The following is a 20,206-nucleotide window of genomic DNA, read 5'->3' on the forward strand; positions in this document are numbered from 1 at the left end:
ATTATTCTCCTTCCAACAAAATAGTTGCAAATCCTTTTTTAGGAATACAGATAGTGTTTTCTGTTAGTTTTGCGATTTTCTCCTCAGCTAATGAAACTTCAAAACTGGAAGCGTTAGTTGTCCAGCGAACCGTTTCTTCTGTATCAGCTGGATTAAACAGGCGGATAATTGTACCAGTACCATCCCACGATTTTTTGCAAGTGCTCATGAATACGTTCGGGTTATCCAGTTCAAAGATAGAATTTTGAGCTGGCAGACGGTCGATTGGATAATCCACTTCAAAACGTTCTAGGCGCTCTTCAAATGTATTTAGGTTTTGTAAGTGATAGGTTTCTGTATGACCTTCAAAAATGTTAGATTGCGCGTAGAGCGTTTGTTCATTTAGTTTTTCAGGTTGTACATACACAGCATATTCAAAAATCATTTCTTCAAGCATTTGACCGTCTGGTGTAGGAACGACTTTGTTATTAATACCGGAAGCGCGGCCTGGACGCCACATTAGATCATCTTTTCCAAGCAAACCATTACTTCTGAAAAGAGTTAATGCGATTTCAGCGGTTTTCGGTAAGATTTCATATTCTTTGATACCGCCAACTAATAAAGCAAGTGTTGCGTTTTCTTCTGAAACAGCGACGATATTTTCCACTGGAAAAATCGGCACAGGAGCTTCAACAAATTTTTCCTCACGCCAATTTGCAAGATAAGGGTTTATGACGCTACGTTTCATGAAGCTATAACCTTGGTCTGCGTAAGAAAATTTAGGTTCAGTCACATTAGTTTTAATCAATGCTCTAATGCGGTGGTCTTTTACTTTATTGTCAATGATATGACGAACACGAACAAATTCTTCGCCGTCAAAAAGTTCGATTTCCGTTAAAATTTCAAATGTTTCTGTACTTGTTTTTTGTGCGCGGGCTTCTAAATCTTTCGGAACTAAAGCGGTATGTTTTAACATCATTTTGCTATATAGATGATTTTTTTCAACGGTTAGTAATTCGCTTGTTTCGATATAGATGGTTTGGTCGCCTTCAAGTGGTGAGAAGTCAAAGGAATCCCCAGCGTCAGCCACATTCTCGAAGCGAATTAGGTCATTTATAATGCTTTGTTGTTCTTTATTTAAAAGATTGATTTTCCCGTTTTCGAATTGAACGATGATTGTTTCATTTTCAATGGTTTGTTTGGAAAGGCTGATTAATTGATCCATCTCTGTAGTGATTGGCTTAACTTGCAGAGTCGTATAACCAAGTGCAGGGATTAGACCGCTTTTAAGACAGATTTCTGTACGGTAATAATCTGGTACAGCGACTTCTTTTTCGCCTTTTGCTGTTACGATAACTTTTCGTCCACCGTCTAGTTTTTCTTGATGCAGAACGCTGAAAGTTACTTCTTCCTCACCTGAGAGAAGTTGGAACGCTTTTTCAGGAGTGAATAATGTTAGTTTTGCCGTTCTTTCTTGCGGCACAGGATTAGTGTTGAATAATAGCGCAATATTTTCGTCGCCCATTTTCTGACTAACAGCCTTTGTGATTTGCTTCTTCAAAAGATTAATTAAACCATCTGTCATTCGAAGTGCACTTGTTAGTCTGACTACGATGTCGTGGTTTGCGTCATCTGAATTCGAAGCACCAATACCGTTATGAGCATGGCTATCAAATAATTTTTTCCAAATGATATCTAACCAAGGTTTTGGATATTTGATACCAAATTTATTTGCTATTGTTGCAAGTGGTTCTAAAATGTTGACTAATCTATTTTCTACTAAGTAATTAAGACGTTTAATATCGTAGCGTTCTGAGCGACATGTGTGGTGGATGCGAGATTTCTGACAAGCAAGCAGTTCTCCAGTTATCTCGTTCGGGAAAGTAGAAGTCCAAGCGTCATTCATAAATGCTTCGTAATCAGAAAGAATGAAGGTGTAACCTAAGTCCATCTCGTTTAATTCTGCAACAATTTCCGGGAAGTTTTCACGAACAAGAACTTGGTCGCCACCTGCTGGTAAAAGAAGGACATCTGTATGTGTGTTCATTTCAGCAAGTCGATCTAAAATTGGCAGAAGACGCGTTTCTACATAACTTTTTTCACTGCTTAAAAATTTACCTGGTCCATAACCGAAGAAAATATTGTTAGTTGGGATGGACTGGTTGTCAGGAGATGTCCAGTGGAAGTTAAGATCATCTTGTACTTGATCATTATAAACACCACGTTGGAAAATGCTATGCTTCATGTTAAATGATTTATATATAGCTGGAAGATAAGCATGTTGCCCAAAAATATCCGGAGAATAGCCGATACTCATACTATGCCCAAATTCTTCGCCCATTTTATAACCATAAAGTAAGTTGCGAATAACAGCTTCCGTTTTTACTAATAGACTATCGGTTTGTGTATACCAAGGGCCGACAAAAAGCCGACGATCTTGAATAAGTTTTTGAACGCGTGTTTTATTTTCTGGACGAATATCTAAGTAGCGCTCAATAACAGACATTTGACCATCGAAAGAATAGCTAGTAAAAGAATCTTTTGTTTCTAAAACGTTTAAAAGATAATCTAAGTTCTCAATTAATAAGATATTGGAATCTTCCATGGTGAAATACCATTCGTGATCCCAGTGTGAATGTGCAACAACATGTACAATTTTATTTTTTTTCATTTTAAAAACCTCTCAAATTAAGTGACAGGTACTAACTAGAGTACCTGTCAGCTTATTTATTTATTTGATTTTATTTTCTTTACGTTTGATTAAGCCATAACGTACGAAGATATTTGCGAATGTAATAAAGGCGATACCTACAATTAATCCAATCGCATAGGCCCAGAAATTTTCAACGAGCGGCCAGCCCCAAATTGCTGGAAGTGGAAGCCATTGTACTGCACCAAGTAATACTGCAGTTACTGCGCCAAGAGAAGCGCCGATCATATTAATTGGAATCGTGATAAGCGGATTTTGTAGCATAAATGGTATCGCGCCCTCTCCTATAGCGATAAATCCTAGGAAAATAGACGTTGTACCAGCAACACGTAAGTTCTCATCAAAAACACGACGTTTAACAACATATTTATCTAGGACAGTCGCAAGCCCAATTCCAATTGGAGGGATAACGATTGCTAGAACGCGAGCTGTTAGCGGGAAAATCTCATCTGCTGCAAGTCCAATAGCGATAGCTCCAGCTGCTTTATTAACTGGTCCGCCAAGGTCAAATGCAGTCAGACAAGCGATAATAGTTGAAAGTAGTACAGCACTTGCATCTTGATTTTGAATAATTAGCTCTTGTAACCAAGCGTTTAATCCCCCGAAAACTGGATCAACCACATAGTAATTGACGAAGAACAAGATTAAAACAGTAATACCTGGAATTAGAAACATTGGTTTCATAGCTTGTAAATTTTTGTGTAATTTAATTTTTTCATTTAAGAATTTAGCAACAAAGCCGGCAATAATACCTAAAATTAGTACACCAAAGAATCCAGATGGTATACCACCATCTACGCCCCAGAAGGTGTAATGTAGCCCGGCTGCGAAAGCACCACCAATAAATCCAGGAGCAAGCCCGGGACGGTCAGCAATCGAGTAAGCAAGGAAGGCACCGAAAACCGGATACATGAATTTCATAATCATATTTCCGTATAAACCAAGATAATGGAAGATAACAATAAGCTGATTAGAGTTTGTCGCATACTCTGGGTTACCAATAACTTTTTCAAGACCAAAGGCAGTTGCACCAAGTTGGGCAATACCAATCATTAAACCACCTGCGACAATAACAGGTAACATATAAGAAATACCAGTTAAAATACCACGATAAATTTGCGAGAAAGCACTGCTCTTATTATTATCAAATTGTTGTTCTGAGCCCTCTGTATCAGCTTTTACATAGCCATCTGGTTTACTTAACACAGTTTCAATCATTTCTTTCCCACTACGAAGTGGCTCAGCAACACGTCTTTGAATAAAAGGCAATCCAGCAAAACGTTCTTTATCTTTTGCAGAAATATCAGTAGCGAAAATGACTGCTTCTGCCCCTTTAAGAATTTCGGGAGTAATACGGTCTTCAATACCATTGGCCCCTTGTTTTTCAACAATTACTTCAATGCCAAGCTCTTTACCAGCTAGTTCAAGGGCTTCAGCTGCCATATATGTATGGGCGATACCCGCTGCACATGCTGTAATAGCTACGATTTTCCGACTATAATCTGCTTTTTCCTCTTGGTTTTGTTCGGAATCTAGTACGTGCATAAATTCATTTACTGTCGGAGCGGTAGAAATGCTATCTATAAAAGTTGGATTGAGTAAACGCTTACTTAAAGTTGCTAAAAGTTCTAAATGAGTTGATCCAGCTTCATTTTCTGGAATAGCTAATAAAAAGATATATTTTACTTCATTTGTTGGATCAATACTCCCCCAAGAATTAATTGGTTGATTGATACGAGCAAATGCAAAAGCAGCTTTTTTTACAGCTTTAGATTTGCCATGCGGAATAGCAAAACCTTTCTCTAAGCCAGTTTCAGAAATTTTTTCGCGCTCTAAGACAGCTTTTTTAAATTCATTTTTATCTGACAAAACTCCTTGATTGTGTAAAGCCTCGATTAATCCATCAAATACTTCTTCTTTAGTGCACCAATCTTTATCTAAAAAGATAAGCGCCTCTGATGTAATATCGCTTAAATTCAATGCTATCAGCTCCTTTATTAACACTCTTTTCCCTAGGTTACTTTAGTTATACCATATTATTTTTTGAAAAATGTACGGAATTCGTACAATTGTACGGAGTGTTGTTGAATCACTTTTATTTCTGTATACTAAAATTAATTCAGATGTCTATGGAGGTATTATTATGTCGGTCACTTCGCTTTATCGTTTATTTGCCCCACAAATTGAATTTCTAAGTCCTGCTGAAAAACAAGTTTTTTTCTATATTGATAATCATATTTCTAATCTTGATAAAATGTCGCTCACTTCGCTAGCAGAGGAGACGAATGTAAGCACGACCACTGTTATTAGAATGTGCCATAAATTAAAGCTATCGGGCTTTTCTGAACTTAAGTTTTTGCTACATGCAGATAAAACAAAAGCAAAACCTTTTTCCAAAAATTATTCAGCTACTTTTTTAGAAACAGTACAATTAGGAATTGAACAACTACCTCAAAAAGAAATAGAGAATGTAGCCACGAGAATCTTATATGCTCCCAAGATTTATATTGCATGTCTTGGGATGACAAAAACATTAGGAGAATATTTTTCAAAGAGTTTAGTTACTTCTAAAAAGAATGTCGTATTTACTTATGACTCGTTTATCATTGATATCTTGCCGCAAATTGTTGAAAGAGACGATTTAATAATAATTATTTCTGAAAGCGGTGGGACAGAGAACACGCTTTCACTCGCAGAACATTTAAAATATAATTTATCGAATGTAATCGCTATTGTTAATAATCCTAATGCTCCTATTTCACAGTATGTAGAGACAATCATCTATGCTTCTAGCGAGGTATTTGATGAAGAGTTATTTAAACATCACCATGCACCACTTTTGATTGTCATTGACTTAATTCTAAATATTTTTGAACAACAAAAGAAACTTATTTAAAAATTTTTATGAAATTGCTTGACATGAAACCCATTTCATCATTTAAAACTAATATATAAGGTGATGAAGGAGGCGAATGATATGAAATTAGATGGAGTATGCAAGATTAATTCAGCCCTAGGAATGGAATATCAATTCGGAGAGTTTTACATCGATAGAGACTATCTTGTTTTTGACCAAAACTTCAGCTTAGGTATGAAAAAACGGCAAACATTTCCAGTTGCGAAATTAGGACATATTGCGTTGGTTAGAGAAGAAGAGGAAATCTTGCTCACTTTTAGCTGTGATAATATCGAATTTGAAATAAATGGAAATTCTCATGCTAATTTGCGCGAATTTCGGGATTTGCTTCAAAATAAAGGCACTAATAGCTCGGATATAAAAAAAGCTGAAAATAAGAAAAAAGCGAGATATACAACTCACCATTATCACAACTTCGCTAAATCGTGAAGGAGGAAATTATATGTATAAAGCAATAATTTTTGACGTAGATGGAACAATTCTAGACACGGAGAGAGCTGTTTTGCATTCTCTTCAAGCGGTTTTAGCCGAAGAAGGATTAAGTTACGAACTGGATGAATTAAGATTTGTGCTTGGAATTACTGGAGCAGCTGCGGTTGACCAGTTAAACATTTTAGACCAAGAGAAAGTGTTGGACAAATGGATTGAACGAGAAGCAACTTTTATTGAAGAAGTAGAGGTTTTCGAAGGCATTCATAAAGTACTGCATGCTATCCCAGAAAGCGGCGTAGTTACTTCTAAAAATGCATTAGAAATGGAAAAAGGTTTTTATCCATTTGATATTCAGGATCATTTTCAAGCAATTGTTTGTGCGAGTGATACGGAAAACCATAAACCTCATCCTGATCCACTACTAAAAGGGTTAGAAATTCTTGGAAGAGAGCCACATGAGGTGCTTTATGTTGGTGATTCTTCGTACGATATGAAATGCGCCCATGCGGCCGGAGCTCATTTTGGCTTAGCACTTTGGGGTGCGAAAACAACAGATGGCTTTGAAAGTGCAGAACTTGTCTTTGAAAGACCGGAAGATATTTTAGCTTATGTAAGTAAATGAGTAAAACCCGCCAACCTTGAAATAAGGCAAGCGGGTTTTTTCGTTATAAATTATTGTAATGTTCATCGGAAACGGGCTCTAACCAAGTAGTTCCGCCTAAATCCACATTTGTCGAAATGGCTAAGTGGACAAACCAACTATCATTCGTAGCTCCGTGCCAATGTTTTACGTCTTTAGGAATAGTTACCACGTCGCCCTCTTTAAGCAGCTGAGCGGGTTTTCCTTCCTCTTGATAGTAGCCAGTTCCGCCTGTTACAAGCAAGATTTGCCCTCCGTCGTGTTTATGCCAGTTGTTTCTGGCTCCCGGTTCAAACGTAACGTTCCCAATCGGACAATTGTAAACAGTATCTTCAGGGACAAGCATTTTTAAATAAGCATTACCGGTAAAGTAGTCATTTGTAATCAACTCACCTTTATCAAAAATAACGCTGTTTTCTAGTGTACTCATTATAAATTCCCCCTTTCGACATTAAAATCTTTTAGTTCTTTTTGAGCCGGAATGAGGTGGGTATCGTAATTATCTATTTTGAAGTCAAGTCGATCAAGCGCTTCTTGCATAACATCAATGCGATTTTTCAACTCAATGCGTTGTTCTTTCAGCAATTCGGCGCGAGCTTCCAGCGTGTGTTCGCCTTCCCGGGAAAGTGCCAAGTAATCAATTAATGCTTCAATAGATAAACCAGCGCGGCGCATTTGGCGACTAAACAAAATCCAGCGTATGTCTTCTGCGCCAAATTTACGAATCCCATTTTCATTACGATATATAGGTGGAATTAAACCAATGCGTTCGTAGTAGCGAATTGTATCAGCAGAAACACCACTTTTTTCACTCGCTTCTTTGATATTCATTGTTAAGTCTTCCGAAGCATCCACCACATAAAAGCTAATTTTATTTTTGGTCATAGCCATTCTCCTTTACTGATTTTCTATAATGATTGTATTCCTTGGAGTTAACTTTAAGTCAAGCGAAAAAGCAACCATGATAATTTATTCATGATTGCTACTATTTGTTTGAAGTGTAGACAGATAAGCTAAGAGCAACCCATCCATTTTGCGGAGTGATAAGTTTGTCTGTTCATAGAATTTGTCCAAACGATATTGAATGGTATTCCGGTGCATAAAAAGTTCTTTGGCAGTGAGGCTGATGTTTCCTTGGTTTTTAAAAAGCGTATGAATTAAAGGAATCCAAGTATCATCTTGATGGAAAAGCTTGTTGAGTTCACTCGTAATTAAACTTTCTTTCATTCTTAGCGCGATGACTTTTAAACTTTCGGAAGCGACGGTTTGGACAACTTCACGATTATTATGGTCAAAAATGGTACGTTCCTCTGCAAATAAGCCACGTAATTTAGCATTTAACGGGTGGAAGAGCCCCATAAAGAAAGTAGATGGAATATAAAAATCATTTTCAAGGGTACCGGCAACGGCAATAAGTTCTTCTTCCCCGAGGAGTGAACCGGTGGATTTTTCAATAATCACACCATAACTAGCCGAAAACATAATTAGTTCAGCATCTGGACTAAAGAAACTGAGTAGCGCTTTTTGCCATTCTTGCAACATGCTTTTGGTGGTTGTGGTTTTAATATGAAACTGTGTTATCCGGTAAGTTTCTTTTTCATTCGTAATCGTGACTGCTTCTTTTCCAAATAACAAATCGAACCAAAACTGAGTAGATTCTTTTGTAAATGTTGGTAATGGTTCTGGAAATAAAGTATCTAGTAACTCCACTTCTTCTCCTGAAAGGTCACTTTTAGGAATAGTAAAATAATACGGTTCCTCGAAAAAAGAAAACGTATCTGTAGTTGATTTTATTGGGTTTTTTGAAACGACTATATTGGGATATCTATTTTTTAATATTTTAATATGCACAGTGGATAGCACCCCTTCTCTACTCTTTATTTTTACAAAAGAAAGATAGGAAGTCAAATTATTACCCGGGAAATAAAAAGGTTGCGCAGTCAACCAAATTACTGCTATACTATAATGGTTGACGCCGCAACTAATTATGTGGCGGATTTTTTTATGAGGAGTCGGATAAATGGCAGATAGACAGGAAAGTTTAGCGAAAGCCATCGCAATTATTCATCGTTCGGAAAGCACTTTTAAAAATAAAAAGTTACATGAAACTGGTCTTAATATAGGTCAATTACGGTATTTATGGACGCTTTATAAAGAAGATGGTATTTCTCAAGAATCAATGGCAAAGAGGTTTATGGTAGATAAAGCGAGTGTGACGCGTCACATTAAACGTCTAGAAGAACTAGGTATGATTCGCCGCGAAATGGATATGAAAGACCGACGTATTCAGCGGATTTTTGTCACAGAAATAGGTTTTCAGATGCGCAATTTAATTGAAGAAGTTACAGCTGAATGGTCTGCACTTTTAACGGCAGGATTTAGCGAAGAAGAAAAAGATGACTTAATGCATTTGATAGGACGACTTTCTGATAATGCGATTATGGCAGTTGAAGGAGGAGAGGTCGAATGAAAGAACAGAGTAAACGGTTAGGTGAAGATAGCATTCCATCACTCATGGCACGTTTGTCGATTCCGGCATTTATCGGTATGTTTGTTATGGGAATGTATAATATAGTTGATACGATTTTTGTGTCATATGGCGTTGGTCCATCAGGGGTTGCGGCGCTTTCAATCGCTTTTCCGGTTCAAATGATATTGATGGCGATGGCAGCCATGTTTGGTATTGGTGGTGCTTCGATTATTTCCCGCTCGCTCGGTGCTGGGGAACAAAAACATGCTGATAAAGTATTTCATCAAGTTATTTGGTTAGTGCTTATTTCTAGCATTTTTATTGCAATTGTAACTTTTATTTTTTTAGATCCACTTATTACGCTTTTTGGAGCACCAGCGGATATTCATGATATTGCCAGTGATTTCTTATCGCTTATTTTACTAGGCGCAGTGTTCCAAACCTTTGCGATGGCGATGAATAATATCGTTCGTTCAGAAGGTAATGCAAAAACAGCGATGTTAACCATGATTATTTCCGCTATTTTAAATATGATTTTAAACCCGATTTTCATTATGGGATTCGGTATGGGCGTTCGTGGTTCAGCGCTTGCAACCGTCATTGCGCAGGCTGTTGGCGCGATTTGGCTCTTGATTTACTTTTTATCAGGAAAAAGTACTTTATCTTTAAAAGGGTTCTCATTCCGAATGGATTTCCCGCTGATTCGCCGGATTATGGCAATCGGGTTCCCGTCATTTATTATGATGTCCGCAGGGAGTATCGTAACGGTTGCGGTAAACTGGATGCTTAATATTTATGGTGGAACGATGGCGATTGCGGTATACGGGATTGCGAACCGAATTGCTTCTTTTGTAATTATGCCAATCAATGGTGTAACACAAGGGATGCAGCCGATTGTAGGATTTAACTACGGATCGAGACAATTCGAACGTGTAATGAAAGCTGTCAAAGTGTCAATGATAGCAGCAACTGTCATGTCACTAATTGCTTGGGGCTTGGTAGAAATTTTCCCAGGAATGCTCGTACGAATTTTCTCGAACGACCCAGATTTAATCGCCCAAGGAACAACCGCTGTTAGATTTATGCTACTAGCTGCTCCAACAATCGGGTTCCAAATTGTTTGCGGAGGGCTCTATCAAGCGCTTGGTCGAGCAAGGATTTCCTTTATCATTTCCTTAATGCGTCAAATCATCTGTTTAGTACCACTTTTACTTATTTTACCGCAGTTCTTCGGTTTAGATGGTATTTGGTACGCTTTCCCATTAGCAGATTTAGGAGCGTTCACCGTCTGTCTAGTGATTATGAGCAAAACATGGCGCCGAATTTTTAAAAATCCTGAGATAGTTTAGAGAAAAACGAATTGGGTATTTTCTTACTAGTGTCTTAAAAACAAAGGAGCGATTCATATGGCGAAAATTTACCCGTATTTAGCTTTTGAAAATGCAAAAGAGGCTTTAGAATATTATGAAGAAGTGTTTGGAGCAACAAATGTTTCGCGGTTACCCGTAAGCGAGGAACATAGCGAAATGTTCGGACTGGCAAAAGAAAACTTGGAAAACACTACCGTTCATGGCGGATTTAGTGTGCTTGGCGCAAATTTATTTTGTTCGGATTCATTTGGAAAAGAAGTAAAACCATCCAACCAAATCTCGATTATGCTCGATTCTAACAGTGAGGATCCAGTAGCTGTAGCTGATGCGGATGCTTTCTTTGAAAAAGTAAGTTCATCGGGAAGAGTGACAGTGACATTACCTTTTGAAGAGCAATTTTGGGGTGGGAAAATGGGGCAATTTGTTGATGAGTACGGCATTTCCTGGATGATTCATACGCAACCTTATTCTAAATTATAAAAAGCAAGTGGACCAAGATATTAGCTATCTTGGTCCACTTTTTTATTAGGATTTAATTTTGTCATTAAGTAGTGTTCGCCAATGCCAGGAATGACAAACGATTTGCCAACTTTACGATAGCCATGTTTTTCATAAAAACCAACTGCGACAATTCGCGCATTACACCAGATAATTTCTGCGCCGCGCTTCCAAATTTCCGCTTCACCTTCTGCAAGTAATGCTGTGCCGAGGCCTTTCAAGCGCATCTGGCGTTCTGTCGCCACACCGCGAATTCGGTACTGGGAAGGATTCATAATAACAGTCGATTTTTCAGGATAAAAACTCGCAACTCCAAGTAAAACATCCTTTTCAAAAGCGCCTAAATGAAACGTACCTTCCATTTCATCATTAGGGTAAATTGCGTTTTCTTCAGGTTGTTCTGGGCGAAGAACCCGGTGCCTAATATCTTGCGTGTCTTTTGCTTTGATTTGCTTGATTTCCACGGCGCCCACCTCCACGTTATTTCTTTCTATTATAACCAATCTTTCTAAAATATCTATTCAAAAGTTAATTTTGTTTCATAGGAATAACCACGAACCAGCTCTTGATTAATCCAGGCGACCGTTTCTTGTAAAAGATAATTTTCATTTTCTGGATATGATTTTGAGGTTTGTGAAGTGATAAAAGATTGCCGCTCACTAGATAGTAAAAGTCGTTCGCCAGGCGCCCCAACGGAATGATCCAATTCGATGAAAAGGTAAGCCTGCCCGTCTATTATAAAAAAACCTGGAAACTGCTGATAGCTTTTCGAAAGACCAAGGCGTCTAACTGTTTCCTGAACTTCTTGATGAAAGGCAGGGTCATTTAGAATATTAGAATGAACAGGTGTGAGAAGCCGTTCTGTAAGCAAGAGGCGAGCGGGAAGTACTAGTTCCTTCTTTTCAGAATCGCGCTTTAGTAAACCTTGATAACGCTCAAGAAGCCACTTTTTACGAGCAATTCGGGCTTCTTCTTCAGTTAGTTTTTGCTGATATTTAATAAGCAACTCGGGCAAGCTTTCTGATGTGTTTTTGTCGAGATATTGTTTCAGTTCTTGCAAGGAAAACCCCATATACTGCAATGCTTGGATAAGGTTGAGTTGTTCTTCTTGAGCCGTTTTGTAGTAGCGATACCCGGAAGTCGGATCGGTAAAAGCCGGGACCAAAAGACCAATCTTGTCATAATAGCGCAATCGTTGAATGGAGAGTTGGCTTTTCTTTGCCATTTCCCCAATGGAAAAAAGCGGTTCCACATTTATCACCCTTTCGTCTTGACTCTATAGTTACTATACACTTTATCATAAAGGTAATTCAAAGCGAGAGGTGAAAAAAATGAAAATTATTGTGGAAAAAGATTACGAAAATATGAGTAAAACAACGATGCAACTGCTTTTAGGGAAAATGTATCAAGACAAGTTGGTTCATTTGGCCATCACAGCAGGCTCGACACCGAAGCGAATGTATGAACTGATGGTAGAAGAAATGAAGGAGAAAGCACCACTGAAGAATGTCAGCTATTATAATTTTGACGAAATTCCAATTGGAGATGAAAAATATGGCGTAACCATTGGCAATTTAAAAGCGATGTACTTTGATCCGGCGGGAATTCCTGAAGAGCAAATTCATATGTTAGATACGAAAAACTATGCAGAACATGAAGCGCATTTGAAGGAAGTTGGTGGCTTGGATGCGATTTTAATCGGGATTGGTGAAGATGGTCACTTTTGCGGAAACCTACCTGGCGTAACCAAATTCGGCGATGAAACACGACTTGTTTCCGTCCAATCGCGCCCAGATATGTTCGATATTTTGCTAGGAGAAGTTGGTGGCGACGCAGAAAAAGTCCCAGAATACTACGTAACAATGGGACCAAAAAGCGTCATGCACGCAAAAGAAGTTATCCTATTCGCAAACGGCAAGAAAAAAGCAGCAATCATCAAAAAAGCACTACAAGGCCCAGTAACAGAAGACATTCCAAGCTCGATTTTCCAGTTGCACCCTAATTTTACAGTTGTGCTGGATGAGGAAGCGGCGAGTGAATTAAATATTTAAAAAATGACCAGCTTTGTTGCTGGTTTTTTGGTGGGTGAAAACAGAATTGTTTGTGATTTAAAGTGCAAAGTCGGGTGTTTTTGTGCTAAAATAATTTCATACAAATAGAGCAACAGAGAGGGATAGTGATAATAGTGAAAGTAGCTTCAAGTACAAGCGCGGCTCAGTCAGCTGTATCTGGTATAAAATCAGTTTCTGTTAATAGAGGCGAACAAGTTTCGTTAGAAAAAAGTAACATCCTCAGTATGGAATCCGGGGAAAAAATAAACAATCAATTATTAAAAAATTTGGTGAATTTAGTAGATTGTGTCCAAATGCAAAGCCAAAAATTTCCCAAAATAGCTGAAATGTTGGAGTTGCAAGATAATCAAATTAAATTTTAAGGGATGAAAAAGTTGAGAGAGAATACAAATGATCGAGAACGTGCAGCTTATAATCAACGAATTATGGAAAAAGAGAGTCAATTGGATAAGATGGAAGAGAATCGAAAAGAAGTAGAAAACTCACTTTATCAATTAGACGAAGATTTTCGAAGGGGATTTCATCAATTAAGAATGTTAAATGACGAGAATATAAGAGAAGTTCAGGCTGGAATTTTTCAAGAAGAGCAAAGAAATGAGGAATTAGAGAGAGGTTTTCGACAAAAAGTACAAGTTGTCAAAGAACAGTTTTCACATGTTTTTCAAAAAGAAATCCATCGAATCGATGACGAGCGAGAAGAATTATACAAACAAAGGAGTGAGATTCCTTGGGATTGATTTATTCAAGACATGATTCAGAAAAACTAATGCAAGCTCTGTCTAAAAATTTAACTAGTAGTAAAGAAGTAACTAGCCAGTTAAAAGTGGGGAGTCAAAAAATTATTCAAGCAGTGGATGGGCGTATTTTATCTGGAACGGCTTATACAGCGGGAAAAGGTTTGTTCACGGACATTATCTTACCCTTAATCGCAAAGGTAACTTCAGCTTGTGACACTCTTGAACAGGAGCTGCATAAATATAAAGGTGCAGAATCAATTGTTTCGAGTGAGGACTTCTTGGATGAAGATAATATACAGAAACAAATCGAAACTAAAAAGAACATGCAAAAATCAATAGACCGTACAACAATGATTATGGATATGATGATGAAAACAAGTATAATTACTGCTTTATCCGATTCAGCATCAGAAACAATAAGAGAATTAAATCAAATGTCAGATAGCCTACAACAAGATATTTATGAGCTACAAAAAAAGTTAGAACTTCTATATGAGTTCGATGCGCAAACTAAAGGCCTTTTTGAGAATAGCTTAGATGAAATGAAGCTGGCTATGCAAGGAGTCTTGGTTTTAAATAACACGACTGTGAATAGTGATGGGACATATCAATTACCTTCTGGCGTGGATAAAAGCTGGTTTACAAAACTGAAAAGTGAAAAACAGCAACAAGAAATGGAAGAACAGGAAAAGAAAATCGCTATTAAAGAGTTAAATGAATTATTCGAGAAAAACCCCGTAATAGCGATTGAAAAAATTAAAAATAATGATCGTTTATTTGGCTATGTAATAGGAGCATTGGATAAGTTCCCAGAGGGCATTCAAAATGCGGCTTTAGGAATGTTTATTGCACAGGAGAGTTGGGATAACTTACCGAAAGACATCGCAACAAAAGTCTTAAATAGTTCTAAATTTGCTTCGTATCTTAGTAATGCACCACTGGCAACACAGGCAATTGCCTATAAAGGACTGATAAAATTAAACGAAAAAGGATGGAGTGTACTCGCGCCAATTGGGTATACGACTAAAATCTTATCCAAAACTAGTGAAGGAGCTAAACTTATTGCAGGTTCTAAAGTAGGCTTGGATTTGTTTAAAAAATTAAAACCAGTTTCTGAATTTGTCAAAGCGCATCCAATTGCAAAAGAAAGTATTGGTTATGCTGGAGACGGGTTAAGTGTAACAGCGTATGCTTATGATGAATTCATCAACCCAGAAAGTCCTGCATATGGGGACGCAAGTAAAGCGGTGTATGGAGGGATAAATTTATTTTTCTGGAATGCTGGACCGCTGGAAGGGGCACAATATGGGGGGCCATTTGGAGCTGTAGCAGGCACAGTGAATACAATAATCAAAGGAGTGGATATAACTACTCCTAATGTTAATATAAATACGCCTTTAGGGACAATTGATATAAGTTCTCAAAATTTTTATTTTGGTTTGAGCGGTAATTCAGAGAAGCGAGAAAAAAATAAACAAAAATGGCTTAAAAAATTATATGAGCAGTATGGGAAACAAGACAGTATAACCACTGATAAGACATATAAGACAGGAGTACAACCGCATAGTGGAAGCCCTAATTTTAATCCGAATATTTAAGTTTAATCATAATAAATCTGTTGGCAGAAATGGAGTTTTAAATGAAAAATATAATAAATAAGATCTCTTTTGAGGAAGCTCATCAATTAGTAAATATAGAAGCGAAAAGTACAGAAGAAAATACAAGCTCACAAGGTATAAAATTATTTATTCTCGCATTGTTTTGCGGGTTTATGGCACTTTTACCTTTGGAAAATTCTATAATTATAACGAGTATCTTAATCATAACTATAGTAATAAGTTTTCTGTATTATTATATTTCGAAATCTAACAATAAACTTTTGGAAGAATTTAGTTGGCAATTGGCTAAATATGTAATGCTTCAAACTATTACGGTGAGTATATTACTAGGAATAAGAGTTGATGGTACACGACCTTTTGGAGAATTCTATGTTTTAGTGGCTCTATGTTATTTATTTTTGGTTGTTGTGCTGAGCTATTTCCGATGCAAAGCAATGCTTCTAAATCATTTAAAAAATAATGGTATAAATTTAAAAGGAACCTCAGTATCTAAAGTATGGAATAAAGTTTTTTTTAGACTTTCAATTGTTTTATTAGTGATAATTGGTTTGGGAACCCAATTATATAGGTTAAATAAATGGTGGTTCATTGGAGATGACAGCTCAGCTGGTGGTATCTCTATCCAAAATGAATGGATAGGAATGTTTGTAGTTTTAGTAGTTGGAATTTTATTGATAATACTACTTGTTGTTTTTTCGTTACTCCCAACTTTGTTATTTAATGCAAAAATAATTACAGAAGGTATTTTGTTAAAAAAATATAAAGCTGAGTTCCAAAGAGAAAATGTTAGGAACAATCGATGAACACATTATCCAAACTACTAGATTCCATTTCTTTTGAAAGCGCCTTAGAAAAAATTCACTACACCGCATATATGAAACACTGAACGGCACGGGTAAAGAACTATTTCCCCGAACGCTAAAAATATTCGGTTTCGCTAGTATTTCTTTGCTAATATGCTTATTTTCAGGATATAACTGGTACGTGTTTCCGATTCTCGCATCCATAATAATTATAGATATTTGCATAGGATATTTCAGAAGTAGTCTTTATTTCAAGAATGCTGCATACACGTTTTCTGTATATTTATTTGCACAAACTACCCTTGTTTTTTATATTACGTCTATTCAAATATCGGATAATTTAATGACAAATAGGATAGCGGTTTTCCTATATATTTTATTTGGGTATTGTTTATCATTGTATTTCATCAAAATAAAGCTGATTGAACATGTTCAAACAAAGTATTTGGCAAATGATGAAAAGTTAGGTAAGAAAAAAGGGGCAATAAAGGCTGTAAAAATATTATCTGCAGTTTTAGTGGGTTTTATAGTACTAGTAATTGCAGGTATGCAATTTTATCAAGTTAATAAATGGTGGATTGATGGATCTAATTCCGATGCTCTTTCAGGGTTAAATGGAACCTTGGCGGGAATAATTTTATCAGCAATTCTTATAGTCATAGGTGTAGCAATTTTAGTTATCATCACCTTGCTTCCAACGCTTCTCATAAATACAGCAGCTGTGGTAGATGGATATGTTTATAAAAAATACGCAGAAGAATTTAGAAAAGAATATGAGTTTACAGAAAAAGAGTGGTACGGCGAATGAAACTGACTAATTTATTATTCAACAAAGAAACTATCCAAAAAATCAGCTTTAATCAAGCCAGCCAAATAATTAACAAAAAAACAATAGAAAAAACAATGAACCAAAAGATGTTGCTTCTGAGATACATTGTTTTTGCTATTATCATCAGCATTGAAATCCTATTAGCAAGTACCTTCTCTGGTTGGATTGTTAGTAGTCCAGTTTTTGCTGTAATAGAATGAGCCGTTGTTTTAGTCACAATCATTTATTTTTTCAAGATAAATTTAAAAAGTTTTTCGGAGAATTATTTATCAAGATTTTATTCTTGTTGTTCTATTATTTTTAGTATCATATCGGTTATTTTTTCAATTGGATTATGGTTTGTTTTCGGAGCGTTTTCAGCGGGAATAAAAGATGAATATATGACACAAATCATTATACAAACTATTTGTGCGGTTGTTGGTGTTATATTAGTTAGCTTTGCAATTTATAAATATTTACAATGCCTTGAAATAAACGAGTTAGCAGTCTTTAATCCAACAATTAAAATACCTTTATGGGGAAAATTGTTGATAAGTCTTTAATTTATGGCATTGTTATTGTTATAGCAGGTATGCGGATTTATCGAATGAATAAATTTTGGCTTTTAAATGACAACTCGTGGATTTCTATAATGTTAGTTCCGATGGGGCAAATATTGTTAGTGGCTATTGTTGTATTCTTATTGGTAGCCCTTCCCGTGCGCTTTTTTTACCCAGATTTTGTCAAAAGTTACTTGCTTCAAAAATATACAGAAGCGTTTCGTAAAGAACATGATTTCACTAAAAAGAAGTGGTACAGCGAATAAACAAAAAAGAAGTCCTCAACCGAGAACTTCTTTTTTTCTACCATTTCATCCATGCACACTAGCAAACTCCGCATCGCGCAACTCAACGCGACGAATTTTACCAGAATCAGTTTTCGGTAATGCCTCAACAAACTCAATCCGGCGCGGATACTTATATGGAGCCGTTTGTTCTTTCGTAAATGTTTGTAATTCATGCACAAGATCTTCCGTGCCCTCGTAACCATCCTTTAAGACGATAAATGCTTTTACGACCGTACCGCGGATTTCGTCAGGGCTTGCGACAACAGCGACTTCTTTTACGGCTGGGTGATGTGTGAGCGCGTCCTCTACTTCGAACGGTCCAATCGTGTAGCCAGAGCTAATAATAATATCGTCATTCCGACCTTGGAACCAGTAATAATTGTCTTCATCACGGATAGCCCGGTCACCAGAAACAAAATAATCACCGCGAATCGCTTTTTGCAAACGTTCTGGTTCCTTATAGTACTCTTTGAAAAGTGCTGGGAAGTCTCTGCGCATTGCGATGTCCCCAATTTCACCGACACCTACCGGATTTCCTTCAGCGTCAATAATTGCCATGTATTCTGGCATAATCGGTTTACCCATCGAACCTGGACGGATTGGCGTATCAACCAGTGTCCCAATTAACAGCGTACTTTCCGTTTGGCCGTAGCCGTCGCGAACTTTAATATCAAAATTATCTTGGAAAACTTGAATAACTTCGCGGTTTAAAGGTTCTCCTGCTGATACGGCGCTACGAAGAGAACTTAAATCATGTTCGCGTAAATTATTTACTTTAGCCATTAAACGATATTCTGTTGGTGTACAGCATAGCACATTGATTTTTTCTTCTTCCAGTAAATGAAGTTGTTTTTCAGGAATAAAGCGACCGTTGTAAATGAAGCCAGTCGCGCCTTTTCCAAGTACAGAAAGGAATGGAGACCAAACCCATTTTTGCCAACCAGGACCGGCTGTGGCCCAAACGATATCGTCTTCGTGAATATCGAGCCAATGATCAGCGGCGATACGGATATGCGCGTAACCCCAACCATGAATATGTACAACACCTTTAGGATTACCAGTAGTTCCACTAGTAAATGCAAGCAGGCAAGCGTCATCGCGAGAGGTTTCTACGCGTTCAAATTCAGTCGATGCAGCTTCCATTAGTGTTCCGTAGTGATCCCAGCCGGATAATTTTTCGCCAACAATAATTTTTTTCGACACAGAAGGAATATTTTCGATTTTATCAAATTCAGCGGTCATTCCATTGTAAGAAACGATTGCTTTTACGTTAGCGTGGCGGATGCGGTATTCTAAGTCATGTGCTTTAAGAAGTTCAGATGCCGGGATAATAATGGCACCAGCTTTCCATAAGCCCATATAAATGGCGTAAGTTTCGAGTAATCTAGGAGTCATAACGATAACATGATCGCCTTTTTTAATGCCGGCCCCTTTTACAATATTGGCAAATTTGCTCGCTTGTTCAAGCAAATGGTGGTAACTCCAAGTTTTTGTTTCATCCTGCTCATTTTTCCAAATTAAAGCTGTTTTTTCAGAACTAAATTTAGCAATCTCGTCAGTAATATTATAAAGTTCTGGAGCGATTAAATTTTCTGAATTCATAATGACTCTCCTTTATAAGTAGATTGTATATTTTGATAATTTTGTTTTAGTACCTAGTATTAATATATGGTAATATAAATGTTCCATGAAAGCAACTAAAAGTATTCCTGTGAAAGTTTGAGCAGATTGTTCTTACATCTAATACAAGCTATGATAAAATACCAATGAGTGATTTTTTAGAAATGAGGTGCATAGATGGAACGAGCTTTCTTTATGCAACAGGCGCTTAAAGAAGCGGAGAAAGCACAAGAAATTGGAGAAGTTCCAATTGGTGCAGTTGTTGTTTTAGATGGAGAAATTATTGGTCGTGCGCATAATTTACGCGAGACTAGTCAAAATGCCGTGACTCATGCGGAATTACTTGCTATTCAAGATGCGTGTAAACACCAAAATTCTTGGCGGCTCAGTGGCGCAGAACTATATGTTACCTTAGAGCCGTGTCCAATGTGTAGCGGTGCCATTTTACTCTCGCGAATTGAAAAGGTTTATTACGGAGCTAAAGATCCAAAAGCAGGAACCGCGGGATCGTTAATGAATTTGCTGCAAGATGACCGATTTAATCATACATGTGAAGTGGAAGCAGGATTATTGGAAGACGAAAGCAGTGAAATGCTAAAAAGTTTTTTCCAAGAACTGCGAAAACGGAATAAATTGAATAGGTCTTAATGCTCATTGTGAGAAATTATACTTTTATATCCTTCA

Annotated in this window: 23 protein-coding genes; 15 read left to right on the top strand and 8 right to left on the bottom strand. The window is 37.1% G+C overall.

Features of this window, described 5'->3' with window-relative positions; translation table 11 throughout:
• Position 1: 1 nt before the first annotated feature.
• On the bottom strand, positions 2-2,650 hold the full coding sequence (locus tag HCB38_RS13185; protein WP_185638747.1) for a glycoside hydrolase family 38 N-terminal domain-containing protein: 2,649 nt from the start codon (positions 2,648-2,650) through the stop codon (positions 2-4).
• Between the two features lie 60 nt (positions 2,651-2,710).
• The gene (locus HCB38_RS13190; protein ID WP_185638749.1) at positions 2,711-4,669 is read right to left on the bottom strand and encodes a fructose-specific PTS transporter subunit EIIC; all 1,959 of its coding nucleotides are present in this window, start codon (positions 4,667-4,669) and stop codon (positions 2,711-2,713) included.
• Between the two features lie 163 nt (positions 4,670-4,832).
• On the opposite strand from HCB38_RS13190, the gene HCB38_RS13195 reads away from it, so the two are divergent.
• The 3 genes from HCB38_RS13195 to HCB38_RS13205 all read left to right on the top strand — a co-directional run bounded on the left by HCB38_RS13195 (position 4,833) and on the right by HCB38_RS13205 (position 6,660).
• Positions 4,833-5,585, top strand: a complete 753-nt coding sequence (locus HCB38_RS13195) for a MurR/RpiR family transcriptional regulator (protein WP_185319717.1) — start codon at positions 4,833-4,835, stop codon at positions 5,583-5,585.
• A gap of 81 nt (positions 5,586-5,666) precedes the next feature.
• Positions 5,667-6,035 carry an RpiR family transcriptional regulator gene (locus HCB38_RS13200; protein WP_185319718.1) on the top strand — a complete coding sequence of 123 codons (369 nt, stop codon included), beginning with the start codon at positions 5,667-5,669 and terminating at the stop codon, positions 6,033-6,035.
• Positions 6,036-6,048: 13 nt separating this feature from the next.
• Positions 6,049-6,660 carry an HAD family hydrolase gene (locus HCB38_RS13205; RefSeq protein WP_185619553.1) on the top strand — a complete coding sequence of 204 codons (612 nt, stop codon included), beginning with the start codon at positions 6,049-6,051 and terminating at the stop codon, positions 6,658-6,660.
• Between the two features lie 43 nt (positions 6,661-6,703).
• Here HCB38_RS13205 and HCB38_RS13210 read toward each other — a convergent pair whose 3' ends face one another.
• The 3 genes from HCB38_RS13210 to HCB38_RS13220 form a co-directional block, all read right to left on the bottom strand.
• Positions 6,704-7,108, bottom strand: coding sequence for a cupin domain-containing protein (locus HCB38_RS13210; protein ID WP_185638751.1), 405 nt, complete (start codon positions 7,106-7,108; stop codon positions 6,704-6,706).
• Entirely contained in the window at positions 7,108-7,563 is a 456-nt protein-coding gene (locus HCB38_RS13215) for a MerR family transcriptional regulator (RefSeq protein ID WP_185638753.1), read from the bottom strand. Before HCB38_RS13215 ends, HCB38_RS13210 begins: the two co-directional genes overlap by 1 nt.
• An 84-nt stretch (positions 7,564-7,647) precedes the next feature.
• Positions 7,648-8,529 carry a helix-turn-helix domain-containing protein gene (locus HCB38_RS13220; RefSeq protein WP_185638755.1) on the bottom strand — a complete coding sequence of 294 codons (882 nt, stop codon included), beginning with the start codon at positions 8,527-8,529 and terminating at the stop codon, positions 7,648-7,650.
• A gap of 169 nt (positions 8,530-8,698) precedes the next feature.
• Here HCB38_RS13220 and HCB38_RS13225 point away from each other — a divergent pair, with 169 nt between their 5' ends.
• The 3 genes from HCB38_RS13225 to HCB38_RS13235 are packed head-to-tail and all read left to right on the top strand — an operon-like array spanning position 8,699 to position 10,998.
• Positions 8,699-9,148 (top strand): MarR family winged helix-turn-helix transcriptional regulator, encoded by a 450-nt coding sequence (locus tag HCB38_RS13225; protein WP_185319723.1) that lies wholly within the window; start codon positions 8,699-8,701, stop codon positions 9,146-9,148.
• Positions 9,145-10,497 carry an MATE family efflux transporter gene (locus HCB38_RS13230; protein ID WP_185319724.1) on the top strand — a complete coding sequence of 451 codons (1,353 nt, stop codon included), beginning with the start codon at positions 9,145-9,147 and terminating at the stop codon, positions 10,495-10,497. The genes HCB38_RS13225 and HCB38_RS13230 overlap by 4 nt, the downstream gene beginning before the upstream one ends.
• A gap of 57 nt (positions 10,498-10,554) precedes the next feature.
• Positions 10,555-10,998, top strand: coding sequence for a VOC family protein (locus HCB38_RS13235; RefSeq protein WP_185619559.1), 444 nt, complete (start codon positions 10,555-10,557; stop codon positions 10,996-10,998).
• 20 nt (positions 10,999-11,018) lie between these two features.
• Here HCB38_RS13235 and HCB38_RS13240 read toward each other — a convergent pair whose 3' ends face one another.
• Positions 11,019-11,480, bottom strand: a complete 462-nt coding sequence (locus tag HCB38_RS13240; protein WP_185319726.1) for a GNAT family N-acetyltransferase — start codon at positions 11,478-11,480, stop codon at positions 11,019-11,021.
• 53 nt (positions 11,481-11,533) lie between these two features.
• Positions 11,534-12,268, bottom strand: coding sequence for a MerR family transcriptional regulator (locus tag HCB38_RS13245; RefSeq protein ID WP_185619560.1), 735 nt, complete (start codon positions 12,266-12,268; stop codon positions 11,534-11,536).
• A 79-nt stretch (positions 12,269-12,347) separates the two neighbouring features.
• Between HCB38_RS13245 and HCB38_RS13250 the strand changes: the two genes are divergently transcribed.
• The 8 genes from HCB38_RS13250 (at position 12,348) to HCB38_RS13285 (ending at position 17,881) form a co-directional block, all read left to right on the top strand.
• Positions 12,348-13,067: a glucosamine-6-phosphate deaminase gene (locus HCB38_RS13250; RefSeq protein ID WP_185638757.1), complete on the top strand. Its 720-nt coding sequence runs from the start codon at positions 12,348-12,350 to the stop codon at positions 13,065-13,067.
• Positions 13,068-13,201: 134 nt separating this feature from the next.
• A complete protein-coding gene (locus tag HCB38_RS13255) occupies positions 13,202-13,450 on the top strand; it encodes a hypothetical protein (protein ID WP_221772818.1) in 249 nt (82 codons plus the stop codon).
• A gap of 3 nt (positions 13,451-13,453) precedes the next feature.
• Positions 13,454-13,825 carry a hypothetical protein gene (locus HCB38_RS13260; RefSeq protein ID WP_260484475.1) on the top strand — a complete coding sequence of 124 codons (372 nt, stop codon included), beginning with the start codon at positions 13,454-13,456 and terminating at the stop codon, positions 13,823-13,825.
• Positions 13,816-15,423 carry a T7SS effector LXG polymorphic toxin gene (locus tag HCB38_RS13265; protein WP_221772819.1) on the top strand — a complete coding sequence of 536 codons (1,608 nt, stop codon included), beginning with the start codon at positions 13,816-13,818 and terminating at the stop codon, positions 15,421-15,423. The genes HCB38_RS13260 and HCB38_RS13265 overlap by 10 nt, the downstream gene beginning before the upstream one ends.
• A gap of 41 nt (positions 15,424-15,464) precedes the next feature.
• A complete protein-coding gene (locus HCB38_RS13270; RefSeq protein ID WP_185638761.1) occupies positions 15,465-16,247 on the top strand; it encodes a hypothetical protein in 783 nt (260 codons plus the stop codon).
• A 343-nt stretch (positions 16,248-16,590) separates the two neighbouring features.
• Complete coding sequence (locus HCB38_RS15125) at positions 16,591-17,055, top strand: hypothetical protein (RefSeq protein ID WP_260484478.1); 465 nt, start codon at positions 16,591-16,593, stop codon at positions 17,053-17,055.
• On the top strand, positions 17,052-17,276 hold the full coding sequence (locus HCB38_RS13280) for a hypothetical protein (RefSeq protein WP_185638763.1): 225 nt from the start codon (positions 17,052-17,054) through the stop codon (positions 17,274-17,276). Before HCB38_RS15125 ends, HCB38_RS13280 begins: the two co-directional genes overlap by 4 nt.
• Before the next feature lie 386 nt (positions 17,277-17,662).
• Complete coding sequence (locus tag HCB38_RS13285; protein WP_185638765.1) at positions 17,663-17,881, top strand: hypothetical protein; 219 nt, start codon at positions 17,663-17,665, stop codon at positions 17,879-17,881.
• A 45-nt stretch (positions 17,882-17,926) separates the two neighbouring features.
• Here HCB38_RS13285 and mbcS read toward each other — a convergent pair whose 3' ends face one another.
• On the bottom strand, positions 17,927-19,504 hold the full coding sequence (gene mbcS / locus HCB38_RS13290; RefSeq protein ID WP_185638767.1) for an acyl-CoA synthetase MbcS: 1,578 nt from the start codon (positions 19,502-19,504) through the stop codon (positions 17,927-17,929).
• Between the two features lie 195 nt (positions 19,505-19,699).
• Here mbcS and tadA point away from each other — a divergent pair, with 195 nt between their 5' ends.
• Complete coding sequence (tadA, locus tag HCB38_RS13295; RefSeq protein WP_185319730.1) at positions 19,700-20,170, top strand: tRNA adenosine(34) deaminase TadA; 471 nt, start codon at positions 19,700-19,702, stop codon at positions 20,168-20,170.
• Positions 20,171-20,206 lie beyond the last annotated feature (36 nt).

The sequence above is a fragment of the Listeria farberi genome (genome assembly GCF_014229295.1).
Taxonomy (GTDB): Bacteria; Bacillota; Bacilli; order Lactobacillales; family Listeriaceae; genus Listeria; species Listeria farberi.

Coding starts and splice junctions, on each gene's coding strand:
- HCB38_RS13185 (WP_185638747.1), bottom strand. CDS start 2,650: ATGAAAAAAAATAAAATTGTACATGTTGTTGCACATTCACACTGGGAT.
- HCB38_RS13195 (WP_185319717.1), top strand. CDS start 4,833: ATGTCGGTCACTTCGCTTTATCGTTTATTTGCCCCACAAATTGAATTT.
- HCB38_RS13200 (WP_185319718.1), top strand. CDS start 5,667: ATGAAATTAGATGGAGTATGCAAGATTAATTCAGCCCTAGGAATGGAA.
- HCB38_RS13205 (WP_185619553.1), top strand. CDS start 6,049: ATGTATAAAGCAATAATTTTTGACGTAGATGGAACAATTCTAGACACG.
- HCB38_RS13210 (WP_185638751.1), bottom strand. CDS start 7,108: ATGAGTACACTAGAAAACAGCGTTATTTTTGATAAAGGTGAGTTGATT.
- HCB38_RS13215 (WP_185638753.1), bottom strand. CDS start 7,563: ATGACCAAAAATAAAATTAGCTTTTATGTGGTGGATGCTTCGGAAGAC.
- HCB38_RS13225 (WP_185319723.1), top strand. CDS start 8,699: ATGGCAGATAGACAGGAAAGTTTAGCGAAAGCCATCGCAATTATTCAT.
- HCB38_RS13230 (WP_185319724.1), top strand. CDS start 9,145: ATGAAAGAACAGAGTAAACGGTTAGGTGAAGATAGCATTCCATCACTC.
- HCB38_RS13235 (WP_185619559.1), top strand. CDS start 10,555: ATGGCGAAAATTTACCCGTATTTAGCTTTTGAAAATGCAAAAGAGGCT.
- HCB38_RS13250 (WP_185638757.1), top strand. CDS start 12,348: ATGAAAATTATTGTGGAAAAAGATTACGAAAATATGAGTAAAACAACG.
- HCB38_RS13260 (WP_260484475.1), top strand. CDS start 13,454: ATGAAAAAGTTGAGAGAGAATACAAATGATCGAGAACGTGCAGCTTAT.
- HCB38_RS13270 (WP_185638761.1), top strand. CDS start 15,465: ATGAAAAATATAATAAATAAGATCTCTTTTGAGGAAGCTCATCAATTA.
- HCB38_RS15125 (WP_260484478.1), top strand. CDS start 16,591: ATGACAAATAGGATAGCGGTTTTCCTATATATTTTATTTGGGTATTGT.
- HCB38_RS13280 (WP_185638763.1), top strand. CDS start 17,052: ATGAAACTGACTAATTTATTATTCAACAAAGAAACTATCCAAAAAATC.
- HCB38_RS13285 (WP_185638765.1), top strand. CDS start 17,663: ATGAATAAATTTTGGCTTTTAAATGACAACTCGTGGATTTCTATAATG.
- mbcS (WP_185638767.1), bottom strand. CDS start 19,504: ATGAATTCAGAAAATTTAATCGCTCCAGAACTTTATAATATTACTGAC.
- tadA (WP_185319730.1), top strand. CDS start 19,700: ATGGAACGAGCTTTCTTTATGCAACAGGCGCTTAAAGAAGCGGAGAAA.